General features: G+C 51.2%; 15 protein-coding genes. 6 read left to right on the forward strand and 9 right to left on the reverse strand.

Annotated elements, in window-relative coordinates:
- Window positions 1–83: 83 nt before the first annotated feature.
- The 9 genes from ACNQKP_RS05555 to ACNQKP_RS05595 all read right to left on the reverse strand — a co-directional run bounded on the left by ACNQKP_RS05555 (window position 84) and on the right by ACNQKP_RS05595 (window position 6,807).
- Window positions 84–710, reverse strand: a complete 627-nt coding sequence (locus tag ACNQKP_RS05555; protein ID WP_417863373.1) for a glutathione S-transferase family protein — start codon at window positions 708–710, stop codon at window positions 84–86.
- Window positions 711–722: 12 nt separating this feature from the next.
- Window positions 723–1,520 (reverse strand): ABC transporter permease, encoded by a 798-nt coding sequence (locus ACNQKP_RS05560; RefSeq protein WP_417863375.1) that lies wholly within the window; start codon window positions 1,518–1,520, stop codon window positions 723–725.
- On the reverse strand, window positions 1,521–2,333 hold the full coding sequence (locus ACNQKP_RS05565; protein WP_417864093.1) for an ABC transporter permease: 813 nt from the start codon (window positions 2,331–2,333) through the stop codon (window positions 1,521–1,523).
- The gene (locus tag ACNQKP_RS05570; protein WP_417863376.1) at window positions 2,290–3,120 is read right to left on the reverse strand and encodes an ABC transporter ATP-binding protein; all 831 of its coding nucleotides are present in this window, start codon (window positions 3,118–3,120) and stop codon (window positions 2,290–2,292) included. Before ACNQKP_RS05570 ends, ACNQKP_RS05565 begins: the two co-directional genes overlap by 44 nt.
- A 21-nt stretch (window positions 3,121–3,141) precedes the next feature.
- A complete protein-coding gene (locus ACNQKP_RS05575; RefSeq protein ID WP_417863377.1) occupies window positions 3,142–3,672 on the reverse strand; it encodes a hypothetical protein in 531 nt (176 codons plus the stop codon).
- Window positions 3,673–3,800: 128 nt separating this feature from the next.
- Complete coding sequence (locus ACNQKP_RS05580; RefSeq protein WP_417863379.1) at window positions 3,801–4,607, reverse strand: endonuclease/exonuclease/phosphatase family protein; 807 nt, start codon at window positions 4,605–4,607, stop codon at window positions 3,801–3,803.
- 50 nt (window positions 4,608–4,657) lie between these two features.
- A complete protein-coding gene (locus ACNQKP_RS05585; RefSeq protein WP_417863380.1) occupies window positions 4,658–5,182 on the reverse strand; it encodes a GNAT family N-acetyltransferase in 525 nt (174 codons plus the stop codon).
- Between the two features lie 87 nt (window positions 5,183–5,269).
- Window positions 5,270–6,307 carry a class I SAM-dependent methyltransferase gene (locus ACNQKP_RS05590; RefSeq protein WP_417863381.1) on the reverse strand — a complete coding sequence of 346 codons (1,038 nt, stop codon included), beginning with the start codon at window positions 6,305–6,307 and terminating at the stop codon, window positions 5,270–5,272.
- Entirely contained in the window at window positions 6,307–6,807 is a 501-nt protein-coding gene (locus ACNQKP_RS05595) for a hypothetical protein (protein WP_417863383.1), read from the reverse strand. The genes ACNQKP_RS05590 and ACNQKP_RS05595 overlap by 1 nt, the downstream gene beginning before the upstream one ends.
- A gap of 128 nt (window positions 6,808–6,935) precedes the next feature.
- On the opposite strand from ACNQKP_RS05595, the gene ACNQKP_RS05600 reads away from it, so the two are divergent.
- From ACNQKP_RS05600 to ACNQKP_RS05625, 6 genes are read left to right on the forward strand one after another with little or no spacing between them, the layout of a single operon-like run.
- Window positions 6,936–7,544 carry a PaaI family thioesterase gene (locus ACNQKP_RS05600; RefSeq protein WP_338620980.1) on the forward strand — a complete coding sequence of 203 codons (609 nt, stop codon included), beginning with the start codon at window positions 6,936–6,938 and terminating at the stop codon, window positions 7,542–7,544.
- Between the two features lie 11 nt (window positions 7,545–7,555).
- Window positions 7,556–9,163 (forward strand): carboxyl transferase domain-containing protein, encoded by a 1,608-nt coding sequence (locus ACNQKP_RS05605; RefSeq protein WP_011165905.1) that lies wholly within the window; start codon window positions 7,556–7,558, stop codon window positions 9,161–9,163.
- A 2-nt stretch (window positions 9,164–9,165) separates the two neighbouring features.
- The gene (locus tag ACNQKP_RS05610; RefSeq protein ID WP_417863385.1) at window positions 9,166–9,945 is read left to right on the forward strand and encodes an enoyl-CoA hydratase-related protein; all 780 of its coding nucleotides are present in this window, start codon (window positions 9,166–9,168) and stop codon (window positions 9,943–9,945) included.
- Entirely contained in the window at window positions 9,945–11,423 is a 1,479-nt protein-coding gene (locus ACNQKP_RS05615) for an acetyl-CoA carboxylase biotin carboxylase subunit (protein WP_011165903.1), read from the forward strand. Before ACNQKP_RS05610 ends, ACNQKP_RS05615 begins: the two co-directional genes overlap by 1 nt.
- Window positions 11,423–11,803 carry an acetyl-CoA carboxylase biotin carboxyl carrier protein subunit gene (locus ACNQKP_RS05620; protein ID WP_374027663.1) on the forward strand — a complete coding sequence of 127 codons (381 nt, stop codon included), beginning with the start codon at window positions 11,423–11,425 and terminating at the stop codon, window positions 11,801–11,803. Before ACNQKP_RS05615 ends, ACNQKP_RS05620 begins: the two co-directional genes overlap by 1 nt.
- Window positions 11,804–11,808: 5 nt before the next feature.
- Window positions 11,809–12,744 (forward strand): hydroxymethylglutaryl-CoA lyase, encoded by a 936-nt coding sequence (locus ACNQKP_RS05625; protein WP_417863386.1) that lies wholly within the window; start codon window positions 11,809–11,811, stop codon window positions 12,742–12,744.
- Window positions 12,745–12,752: the final 8 nt, after the last annotated feature.

Genomic DNA, 12,752 nt, shown 5'->3' on the forward strand with positions numbered 1-12,752 from the left:
GATCGGCGAAAAGAGGCCGCAGGACAAATTAATAAATTTGATGGAGCCTCTAAGGAAAATGCATTCCCCAGAGGCTTTCCGATCTAGTGAGCCTGAGCAGCGGCGCGCAGTTTGTCCAGCTTTTGAGCGGCTGGACGGCTGGTACAAAGTCCCATCCATTTGTTGATTTCAGGATAAGGGGACATGTCGAATTTCAGGGCGTACAGCAAGCCCGCCACAGAAGCCACATTAAGATCCGCTACGGTGAAACGGTTGCCGACAAGGTAAGTCTTGCCTTTAAGGCCGGCTTCCAAAGTGTTCAGATAATTTGGCAGAACTTTTTTCGCATCTTCGATGACTTTCGGATTTTTGAACTCATCGGGAACAAACAAAGCCTGAATCAGCCAGTTCACCGCAGGAGTCTGCAAGTCCACCAGGGCCCAGAAGCTCCATTGCATGATATGACCTTCTTCTTCCAAGTTTTGTGGTGCCAGCGGGCTGTTGTGCTTTTTAGCCAGATAGTTGGTGATCGCCATGGATTCCCACAACACATATTCACCGTCAATGATCGCCGGAATTTTTCCGTTCGGATTGATTTTCAGATAGTCCGGGGACTTGTGCTGCTTTTCACGCATATTCATCGGCATCTGCTCGTAAGGCAGGCCCAGTTCTTCAAGCATCCAGTAGCAGCGGCCGGCGCTGGACATTGGTGATCCGTAGATTTTAATCATATGAATATCTCCTTAGGAACTTGCGCTGGAATAAAATCTCAGGGCAAATTTCCAAAACTTGTTTGTTAGATAAATCAAAATTCCTGAAAGCACCACCACCCATGCAAACAGGGCGAAATCCGGTGGTTCTAACAGCGCGCGGGCCGGGACGCTGGCAATCACTCCCACGGGCAGTGCGGTCAAGAGCATCCATTTAAACCACGGTACATAGATCGAATCAGGGCGCATCCCCAGGCGATAGATCTGATACCAGATGAATTGCAGGTTTTCGGAACGGGCAAAGATCACCGCGGTGGAAGCCATAAAGAATCTCATGGCATACAATGCCACCAGTCCGCAAGGGATCAGAAGCAGCAGCCAGAAAAGGCGCAGCCACTCAAAATTTGAAAGCTGGATGATGCTGTAGATGAACCAGCTTGAGGCAATAATCAGATTGCCGATCATCGCGGTCGATGCTTTTTGCAGTGAAATCATGAACTGCGAGTTGATGGGCTTTGCCAGCAGCAGATCCAGATCGCCTTTGCGCACTTTTTCAGAAAACTGATCCAGGTTCTCGGAAAGAATGATCATGTAAAGGCCGTCGACGACAAAAACCACACCCAGGAACACACGCATTTGTTCCAGATTCCAGTCGCCAATCTTGGGGGTATGACGGAACAAAACTTCAAAGGTCATGATCTGCGCCAGATACCAGAAGATGTCTGTCGCGATACGGGTGATGAAGTTCACGCGGTATTCCAGATCCGCGATGAAGCTTGTGCGGAAGAGGGCGGCGTACAGGGACAGGTATTTCTTGAGCGTCAGAAACATTTAGGCCCCCGTTCCGGTGTACACGTTAACACCTTTGCGCCACAGCCAAGCGCCGATAAGATTCACCACGACAATGCCAACAGTGACAGAGGCAAAGGACTGCCAGACGGTGGCAATTTCAAGTCGCCCGGTCAGATAACCCACCGGAACATAAACCCCGGCGCTGAACGGCAAAGCGATCATGATGGATTTCGCCGGTTCCGGCATCAGATCCAGTGGGAACAGTTCTCCGGTCATCAGCCACAAAGCCAGATTCTTCGCTCCGGTCACGGCATAGACCTTATTCAGGTAAAAGGCGCCGGCCGCGATCACAAAGCTGATCGAATGCACCAGAATCAGATAATAGAATTCCAAAGCGAATGCCAATGGCAGACGTTCAAACTTGGTCGGAAGATCAAAGATAAAAATCGCGATGAAAGGCACCAGCATCGACACCAGAGTGGTGATGAACTTGTATCCCATCAGCTGCGAAAAATAGTATTCATAGAACGTCATCGGTCGCACCAGCAGACTGTTGATGCTTCCGGAATCAATTTCCTGAATCATGCGGTATTCATACATCCAGCTGGTGCAGATACGCGCAAAGAAAGCGCCCCACATCGCATAGGCCAGATAGTATTCACGGCCGAAGCCCGCGATTTCTGTGGCGCCAGCCCCTTTAAAGACGGCAAACCACAAAAGGATTTCAATTCCTGTTGTCAGGGTCGGCTGAACGATCGCATCAACGAAGTAATTCAGCCGGTATTCAAGATTGGACAGAATCGCGAGTTTAGCGAACGCGAGATTCCGCTTCCAAAAAGCGGCGAATGACATCTTCAAAATCGACCTCTTCGTTTTCAGTCAGTTCAGTGTTGGATTTGGTTACGAACTCAGGAACCGTGCCCTGATAGACGATGTTGCCTTTGCTGATCAGAAGCAATTTGTCAGCAAGCTTGGCGATATCGTCCATGTAGTGACTGGTCAGAATCACGGTTGGTTCTTTTTCTTTCACGTATTGATCCAGGAACTCCCGAATGGTTTCCTGGGCCACGATGTCCAGACCGATGGTCGGTTCATCCAGGAACAGTACTTTGGGTTCATGCAAAAGAGCGCCGATGATTTCCATCTTCATGCGCTCTCCCAGACTCAGGCGGCGAAGCTGTGTGTGCAGAACATGGGTGCATTGAAGCATCTCTGCCAGATGATCCACGCGCTTTCTGGCCTGTGCCGGATCCAGATCATAAATACGCGCCAGTAAAGAATAAGAATCCGCCGGAGAAATATCCCACCACAGCTGATTTTTCTGTCCCAATAGAATGCTGATCTGGCGCAGGAATTCGTTTTTGCGTTCCCAGGGTCTGAAGCCCAGAACACGCGCATCACCACTGGTGGGTGTCACCAGACCGGAAAGCATTTTCAGCAAAGTGGTTTTGCCGGCGCCGTTGGCGCCTACCAGGCCCACGATCTGGCCGGATTCAATTGTCAAAGTGGTTTTGTCCAAAGCAACTTTGGAGACATGCTTACGATTGACGAAGCCCTTCAGGGAGTTGATGAATCCTTCGGGCTTCTGGTAAGTCTGATAGACGCGGGAAAGGTCGGTGGTTTCAATTACTATCGCCATGTCGGCGACTATAACCTAGAACTACTCGTTGATGAAAGAAAACTCAGCGTAACGTTCTTCATCACTGAAGAAAGTTTTCTGGTCTGCAGAAACGTAGCTGCCTTCGATAATACGGCCTGTTCTGCAATCCTTCAAAGACTCGCGTTTGCCGTTATAGTTGCAGTCGCCCACATACCATGCTTTTTCAGAATACTTGATTTTGTATCCGATCAGGCGCGCACCTTTGTAGAACGCCAGGACTTCATCCAGACGAGTGCGTCCGGCAGCGTGATAATCGCCTTCCAAAATGGTGTCGCCCCAAACCTGGGCTTGCTCAACCGCGATGGCCTTCAAGTTGTCGCGGGTGGGATCGTTCAGTTTGTTCATGCGGGTTTTCTGGCTGTAAACGATCTGGTGGGAATAGTTGGATTTGCACGGCTGACTCTGGCAAGCGTGTTCGTAGTGAGCCGCTTCTTCATAGAATTTGTCGCCGTTCGGGCCCATCTGATCAGCCATGGTCACAGAGGAAACCAAAAGCCCCAAAAGTGCTGTGAGTGCAGTTTTCAAAGACATAGAAACCTCCTGTGAGGTGAATATGCTCCGAAATCGAGGAAACTTTTAATACATACAAAAGAACTTATTATACAAAAAATGAATCAACCGGGGGCCGACCGCGCATAACGAAGCCGGCCCAGGGGAAGCTATTTCAGGCGGAACGAGGCTGAAAGCGGCTTGTGATCCGAGGTTTCGATATTGTTGTGCAGGGTTGTGGAGGTGGCTTCCAGTCCGCGGACGTAGATATGATCCAATTTGAACCTGCGGTTGTCGTTGGCAAACGGCAGCTTCTTCATCTTAAGTTTTCCAAGGATTTCATCAAGATAGGCCAGGCGTTCGCCATTCCAGGAATTGAAGTCTCCGGCAAAAATAAGCGGGCCCTCGTGCTTTTTCAGGAAAGCCGCGACCTGTTCGATCTGCTCGCGGTTGTGTTTGTTGGCTACGAAATTCAAGCCGTGGATGTTCGCAACCCACAGTGTGAACGGGCTGTTGGCGATGGCGTATTCGCTGACCAGAACCATTTTCGGGGTTTTGATCACCGGCTCGCGACCCGGACTGCGCAGGAAGTGAACCATGGAGGGGCGGGCGTAAGAGCCGTTCATGACTCCGGTCTGATCGCCGTCTTTTTCCAGGAAGCTGGTGGCAAAATCCCAGCAGAAGTTTTTCTGGCGCAGGATCACGTTCGGAACATAAGAATCAATCATGCCTTCCTGAATCAGGATCAGATCGTTCTTGGGAACAAAGTATTCAAAGTCACGGGCCCAGCGGTCTTTGGCTTCGGCCTTTTTGATGTTCCAGACGAACAGGTCAAAGTTGGACGGCAGAAACTCGTGCTGGCATTGGCCAAACTGAGTGTGAACGTCTTTGTCAGCGGGAATTTCTTTTTGAACCTCTTCAGCGAACGCGAACGAGGAAATGGACAGGGCCAGTGCCAGGATCAATCCCTTGATCATTTTTTGCTCCTTGCAAAAAAGCCCCTCATCAGTGAAGGGCTTTAGGATTTTTAAACTTTCTTTTCCAGAACTGTGAACTGCAGTCCTTCGACTTTTGGAATCCCGAAGCGCTCATCGCCGTAAGGGAACGGCTTGGTTTCCTTGGTGTTGCGGAAGCCATGCTTTTCGTACCACTTGATCAGCTCTGTGCGAACGGAAATCACTGTCATGAAAATGGTATTACAATCCCAGAATTGTGCAAGTGCCTCTGATTCGTTCAACAACAATTTTCCGAGGCCTTTCGACTGTAATTCCGGAGCCACAGTCAGCATGCCCAGATACATTTTGGAACCTTGTTTTTCAACGTGAACACACCCCAAAAGATCGCCGGTGTCGTCATCTTCCGCGACCAGAATCACGGACTCTTCTTTGTCGATCAAAGCCTGAATGCCTTCAGCATCCACACGCTGTCCATCCAACAAGTCAGCCTCAGTCGTCCACCCTTGTTTGGAACTGTCCCCGCGATAAGCGGAGTTAACCAGATCAACAAGGTCTTCAACATGACTAGAATCAGCCTGAGTAAATTCAATATGCATAGCTTCTCCCAAAAGGTACCTGCTTACTTTTTCCGAAGCGGAGCATCTAGCGCAATGCTTCGGAAAAAGTAAGCAGGTACCTTTTAGTTACTTCTTTTTGGTGTAGATGAAAAGCTCTTTGCCTTGGCGGCGGGGGATTGATTTTTGCCAGCGGCCCCAGAAGATCGGGTGGTAATGGTTTTTCAGGCGTTGGCGCAGTTCCCACTCGGTGCCGCCGTAGGGTGGGCCCTGGCGTTTTTCGAAGGTGAAGAATACGCCCATTAAATGGCCGCCTTGTACCAGCACACGGTTCCAGACTTTGACAAGTTCCTGGCGGCGTTCCGGGTTGATGGCGCAATAACAAGTGTGTTCAAACACGACATCAAAGGACTGGTCAAAGTCTTGTGGCAGCTTGAAAAGGTCGGCTTCCACGAAAGTCAAAGTCGGCAGATGGCCGTACAGTTTTTTGGCACGTTCCAAAGCCAATGGGGAGATGTCGACAGCAGTGACAAAGTGGCCGGCGGCTGCAAACAAAGCTGCATCATGACCTTCACCACAACCCAAAACCAACACGCGGGAGCGGCTGATTTTCAGGCGGGGAATCATGTCTTTCAGAGCTTCGGCGGGTTCACCCAGATTCCAGCCCGGGTTTTCTTCCTGCTGGTAGATCTGACTCCAGTAGGTTTCTTTTTCGACGTCTTTGTGGGATGGCCAGTAAGCCGGAATGTCGTAGGTTTTACCGTTAAATTCGATGAAGTCGTCGCCGAATTCTTCAAGCAAGTTGAAGAACGTGGCCTGGGCCTTGCGGGACATCACGAACGGGATTTTGTTGGCGGCATAACCGTGAAAACGGTCCCATTCGTCCAAAGACAACGATTCCAACTCGAAGGCATAATGCACACCATACGGAAGCAGGATTTCCCAGGTTTTGTCGTCCTTCAGATTTACTTGAGCGGCTACGTAGGGTTCGTCGAAAGCTTCAACGATCACCGGGACATCGCCGAAGGTGGAAAGCAGGGTTCCGCCCTCGTGAATTTTCAGATTTTGCAGGATTTCCTGCCCCACAATCGGGTCTTGGATGCGAACCTCGCGGCTCAGAGCAAAACCCTCTTCATCAATCTGGATGAAATTTGTGGGAATAGCCATTAGTGGCCAGGAGTTGCGGTTGGAGCAGGAGTCGGAGTCGCAGTGGCTGCCGGAGTTGCCTCTGGAGCAGCTTCAGTTGTAACTTCGTCCGCGCCCGGAGTGATAGTCGAGCCTTCAGTGAAAATCACGATATCATTGGTGGTTTTTACGGATTGCAGAACCCATTTATCCACGTTTTCCTGATCAGAAACATCACGGTAAAGAACCGCTTCGCCTTCGATCACTTGTTCCATGGATTCGCCGTCTTCAGCCACGTCGGTGAACTTGTAAGCAAACACCGCACGAACCTTGTTGTCGCTCAGGGTTTCAGTCCACAAACGGGAGATGGAAAGGTCTTTGGCGTGTGGCTTTTTTGCAGCCAAAGTTTGAGTGATAAGTTCAGCCAATTTCACCTGAATGCCGGAGTGCGTCTCAAATCCAACGGCTTGGGAAGTGTGAATCACATTCCAGGTCCAAACCAAGGCAGCAATGAAAATAACCAGGCTTACAATTTTCTTCATCTCTAGAGTCCTCTCTCCATTTACTCAGTGTGATAAAACTGACATCGTTATCCGAGCATGATATTCAGTTTTTTTCAACACTCGCACAGAGAGGGTATCTCATGAACCAACAATGGCTGACAATCTTAATGTCAAAGGGGATTGAGCTGGAGCAGAACCTGCGTCAGCAGTTGCAAAACGCCAAAGACGGGCTGAAGTCCCAGCTTGAAGAACGGGGTATTCGCCTGAGTGCCGCGGACCTGGCAGCCTTGCTGGAAGAGGTTTCCCCGAAGGCCTCTCATGCTGCGCTTAGTTATGCCCTGGATATCGTGCGCCCGTTCTCGGCAGGCATGGGTCTGAGAATTTCTCGCTTGTCAGACACTCAGGTCGAAATGGTGGTTCCGGCCCGCACCCGCAACCTGAACGAAGTCAAAACCATGCACGAAGGCGCTTTGGTGACGGCGGCGATTGAGGCGGCCAAACTTCTGTGGATGCGCCATGCCCCGATGGGTTCTTTTGAAATCAACGTGACCCGTCTTGAGTCTGAATTGTTCAAAGTCACCAGTGAAGAGTGCCGTGTGCGCATGGAGCTTCCAGAGACAGTCCGCGAAGTGGTGCTGGCGGAAGTCCGTGATCGCCGCGAAGCCAAAGCTGAAGTGGAGCTGAAGGTTTTCGACAGCAACGATCAGGCTGTGGCAGAGTTCCGTTTGCATTTGAGTTTTAAACACACTCCGGCTTTGCCTGGCAGTGAGGGATAGTACAAGGTTCTATGGAAATTTTAGAGACAAACATTGATTCCAGTTCCAGTGATTTCAAGCTCAACCGCGAGGCCATGCTTGGTATCGTCAACGAATGGCGTGAACGCGTAAATCTTGTGAAACAAGGTGGCGGCGAAGACGCGACTAAAAAACACAAATCCCGTGGCAAGCTGACGGCGCGCGAGCGTATCGAGGCTTTGGTGGACGGCGGAACCGCGTTCCTTGAGTTCTCAACCCTGGCGGCTTGGGACATGTACGAAGGCCAGGCTCCGGGTGCGGGTGTGGTCACTGGTATCGGTGTCATTCACGGCACTGAATGTGTGATCGTGGCGAACGATGCGACAGTCAAAGGCGGCACGTACTTCCCGATGACCGTAAAAAAGCACTTGCGCGCGCAGGAGATCGCTTTTGAAAACGGTCTGCCATGTATTTACCTTGTCGATTCCGGCGGCGCCTTCCTGCCAATGCAGGCGGATGTGTTCCCGGATCGTGATCACTTCGGCAGAATCTTCTACAACCAGGCCCGCATGTCGGCCGCCAACATCCCGCAAATCGCGGTGGTGATGGGTTCTTGCACTGCTGGTGGCGCGTATGTTCCGGCGATGAGTGATGAAACCGTGATCGTAAAAGAAAACGGAACCATCTTCCTGGGTGGTCCTCCACTGGTGAAAGCCGCAACCGGCGAGGTTGTTGATGCTCAGGAACTGGGCGGGGCGCAAGTGCACTGTGAAAATTCCGGTGTGACGGATCACTTTGCGGAAGACGACGAACACGCCATTGAAATCACGCGTTCGATCGTGGCTCACCTGAACCACAAGCGTGCCGTGCAGTTGAAAACCCTTCCGGTGGAAGAACCCCTGTTCGATCAGAAAGAGCTTTACGGTATCATCCCGAAAGACAGCCGTGTGCCATTTGATGTGCGTGAAGTGATTGCGCGCATCGTGGACGGTTCCCGTTTCCATGAATTCAAACCGTTGTACGGTAAAACTTTGGTGACCGGCTTTGCCCACATCTGGGGTATGCCTGTGGGTATCATTGCGAATAACGGCGTTTTGTTCAGCGAAAGCTCTTTGAAAGCCGCGCACTTTATCGAACTGTGTGAACAGCGCGAAGTGCCTTTGATCTTCCTGCAAAACATCACCGGCTTCATGGTCGGTAAAAAATATGAAAACGAAGGTATCGCCAAACACGGGGCGAAAATGGTGATGGCCGTTTCCAACGCCCATGTGCCGAAATTCACCGTGGTCATCGGTGGCTCTTACGGCGCCGGCAACTATGGCATGTGCGGTCGTGCCTTCCAGCCTCGTCAGTTGTGGATGTGGCCTAACGCCAAAATCAGCGTGATGGGGGGCGAGCAGGCGGCCAATGTTCTTCTGACTGTGAAGATGGATCAGATGGCGGCGAAAAAACAAACGATGTCTGCTGAAGAGCAGGCGGAATTCAAACGCCCGACTTTGGAAAAATACGAAAAAGAAAGTGCTTGTTATTATTCTTCAGCGCGCCTGTGGGATGACGGGATCATTGATCCGGCTGACACCCGCCGTGTGCTGGCACTGGGGATTTCCGCAAGCCTTAACAAGTCCTGGGGTGAAAAAACTCAGGGCGTCTTCAGGATGTAATTATGTCTTTTGTTGTAGTTACAGAAATGAATCAGGTGGCCTATGTGAAACTTCACAGGCCCGAAGTGCGTAACTCCTTCAACCCGGAGATGATCGCGGAGCTGACCAAGATTTTCACCGATCTGGAAGCGCGCAAAGATCTGCGTGCCGTGGTTCTGCAAGGGGAAGGCAAAGTCTTCTGCGCCGGAGCTGACCTGAACTGGATGAAAGAGATGGTGAATTTCACCTTCGAACAAAACCGTGAAGACTCTTTGAAGCTTTTCGGTATGTTTGAAGCCATCGCTCAGTGCAGTCTGCCGGTGATTGGCATGATTCACGGCGCGGCTTTTGGCGGCGCTTTGGGACTGGTGGCGGTTTGTGACGAAGTCATTGCTGAAGAAAACACCCAGTTCTGTTTCAGTGAAGTGAAGCTGGGAATCGCGCCTGCGGTGATCAGTGCCTTTGTGAACAAGAAAGCTGTTGCCGGTAAAGTTCGTCCGTTGATGCTTTCAGGTGTGGTGTTTAACTCGCACATCGCCCAGCAAGCCGGTCTGGTAACTGAAGTGGTTCCAGTGGGTGAAGGCCACACGGCTTTGCAAAAGGTTCTGCACGGCTACATGCAGTGCGGTCCGGATGCGGTTCGTGAAACCAAAAAACTATTGAATGATCTTGATACCTTGAACTGGGCCGATCAGCGCAGCCGTACAACCACGGTGATCGCAGAACGTCGTGCCAGCAATGAAGGGCAGGAAGGCCTGAAATCCTTCCTTGAAAAGCGTGAGCCCGTATGGAGACTGAATTAATGAAAAAGTTCACACGTATTGCCATCGCCAATCGCGGTGAAGTGGCTGTTCGTATTATCAAAGCCTGCGAGGAAATGGGTATTGAAACCGTTCTTCTGCACTCAGAAGCCGACATCAACACCCGCGCTTATCGTATGGCGACTAAAACCATCTGCGTGGGGCCGGCGGCGACGGCGGAAAGTTATCTGAACATTCCAGCCAACATCAACGGCGCTTTGGCCGGTGGTGCGCAAGCGGTGCATCCGGGTTTTGGTTTCCTGTCTGAAAACGCCGATTTCGCAGAGGCTGTGAATAAAGCCGGTTTGACCTTCATTGGACCTTCTCCGGAAGCGATCCGTGCTTTGGGTGACAAGGTTCACTGTAAAGAGCTGGCAAAGCAGGCGGGTTTGCCGCTGGTGCCGGGTTATCAGGGTGAAAACCAGGATGTGGCTCACTTGATCACGCAGGCTGAGAAGATCGGCTATCCGGTGATCGTGAAAGCCGCTGCAGGTGGTGGTGGCCGCGGGATGAAACTTTTGAAGTCTTCCGCAGAAGCTCACGAGCTGATTGAATCCGCCCAGCGTGAAGCACAGTCGGCTTTTGGTTCTCCGAAAGTCTTCCTGGAAAAATATCTGGATCGTGCCAAACACATTGAATTCCAGGTCTTCGGTGACAGCACCGGAAACGTACAGCACTTCTTTGACCGCGAATGCTCTGTTCAGCGCCGTCACCAGAAAATCATCGAAGAGGCGACTTCGCCTTCTTTGACCGATGATCTGCGCCGCCGTATGGGAGAGGCGGCTTGTGCCATTGCAACTTTGGGTAAATACAAAGGGGCGGGCACGGTGGAGTTCCTTCTGCAAGATGGGGAGTTCTATCTTTTGGAAGTGAACACCCGTTTGCAGGTCGAGCACCCGGTGACGGAAGAAGTTCTGGGCGTGGATCTGGTGAAAATGCAGATCCTGACTGCGCAGGGTGATTTCGTTCATGACAACAAACAGATCCGCGCACCGAAGGGCCATTCCATCGAATGCCGTATCTATGCTGAAAATCCATTCCTGGGTGGCGTTCCTTCCACAGGTCTTTTGGGTCATGTGGAATGGCCGGAAGGCCCGGGCCGTCGTTATGAATACGGCTTTGATTCCGGCGACACCATTACGCCGTACTATGACCCGATGATCGCCAAAGTGATCGTGTGGGATGAAAACCGTCCGCGTGCGATTCAGAAAATGATCCGCGTATTGAAGGATTCCGTGGTGTTTGGTGTTCACACGAACATCCCGTACCTGATCGAAATTCTTTCTCACAAAGAGTTCGTCATGGGCACGATGACGACGCGATTTATTGAAACTTACTTCAGTGAATCACTGAAAGAACCAGCATTGACTGAAATTGAAAAAACCGTGGCGGCGGGTGCATTGTTGCAACTTCGCGGAGGCGCTGGTGAAACGGCGAAAACTTCCGCATCCCCTTGGGCTTCTTACTGGAGAGGTATCTAATGGAAGTGAAAGTAAGAATCGACGGTGTTGATCACAAAGCCCAAGCCCAGCTGATTGCCGGGACTTTGTGGGTTCACTATAACGGCCGTGTTTTCACCCAGGACGCAACGACAGGACGAAAGTCCCGTAAAAAGGGCGGTGCGGGTGGTTCTTCCGATCAGATCATGGCCCCTATGCCGGGCAAAGTGACCAAATTGCTTTTGGCGCCAGGGGCGGCTGTGGCTGCAGGCCAGGCGGTTTTGGTGATGGAAGCCATGAAAATGGAGTACACTTTAAAGGCAGAAATCGCCGGGACTATCGACAGTGTGAACTGTACGGTTGGCGAACAAGTGGCCTTGGGTAAAGCCCTTGTGAAAATCAAACCAGCATCCGATAAATAGGACCTATGAAAAAGTCAGTTGTCATTGTGGAAATGGGATTAAGAGACGGCCTTCAGAACGAAAAAACGGTTCTGGATGCTGACACTCGTGTGGAATTTGCAAGACGACTGATTCTGGCTGGAACCAAGCGTGTTGAAATCGGTGCGTTTGTTTCCCCGACCTGGGTTCCGCAAATGGCGGGCACTGCGGAAGTGGTGCAAAAGACATTTGCTCTTGTGAAGTCCGGTTCTATCCCCAAGAAGACAGAATTTTCAGTTCTGGTACCCAACGAACGCGGGATGATGGATGCCATCGCCAGCGGGGTGAAGGAAGTTGCGATCTTCGCGGCGTGTTCTGAATCCTTCTCTTTGAAAAACATCAACTGTTCTATCGATGAAAGCTTCAAACGTTTTGAGCCGGTGATGGCTTTGGCGAAGAAGCACAAGATCAAAGTGCGCGGATACCTGTCCACGTGTTTTGGCTGTCCATTTGAAGGCAAAGTTTCTGAAGCCAAAGTGGTGAAGCTTGCCCAGCGTATGCACAAGCTGGGCGTGTACGAACTTTCCATCGGCGACACTATCGGTGTGGCGGATGTGGGGCAGGTGGAATCCCTGTTCAGAAAGCTAAAGAAAGTTGTTCCGGTGAAAAAACTTGCCGGGCATTTCCATGATACGCGCGGGCAGGCTTTGGCCAATATCCTTGCGGCGTACAAGGTGGGGATCAATGTCTTTGATACCAGCCTGGGTGGTTTGGGCGGATGCCCTTATGCTCCGGGGGCCACGGGCAACGTTGCGACTGAGGACGTGGTTTACATGTTCCATGGCATGGGTGTGAAGACGGGTCTGAATCTGGACAAGCTGATTGAAATCAATCCATGGATGGCGGAAAAAATCCAGCATCCACTGCCTTCAAAGGTCGGCAAAGTCGGCCGTCTGAAACCTTTGGGTAAAGTTCAAAAGTAAAGTCTTGT

The organism is Bdellovibrio bacteriovorus, from assembly GCF_048286975.1.
Lineage (GTDB): Bacteria > Bdellovibrionota > Bdellovibrionia > Bdellovibrionales > Bdellovibrionaceae > Bdellovibrio > Bdellovibrio bacteriovorus_H.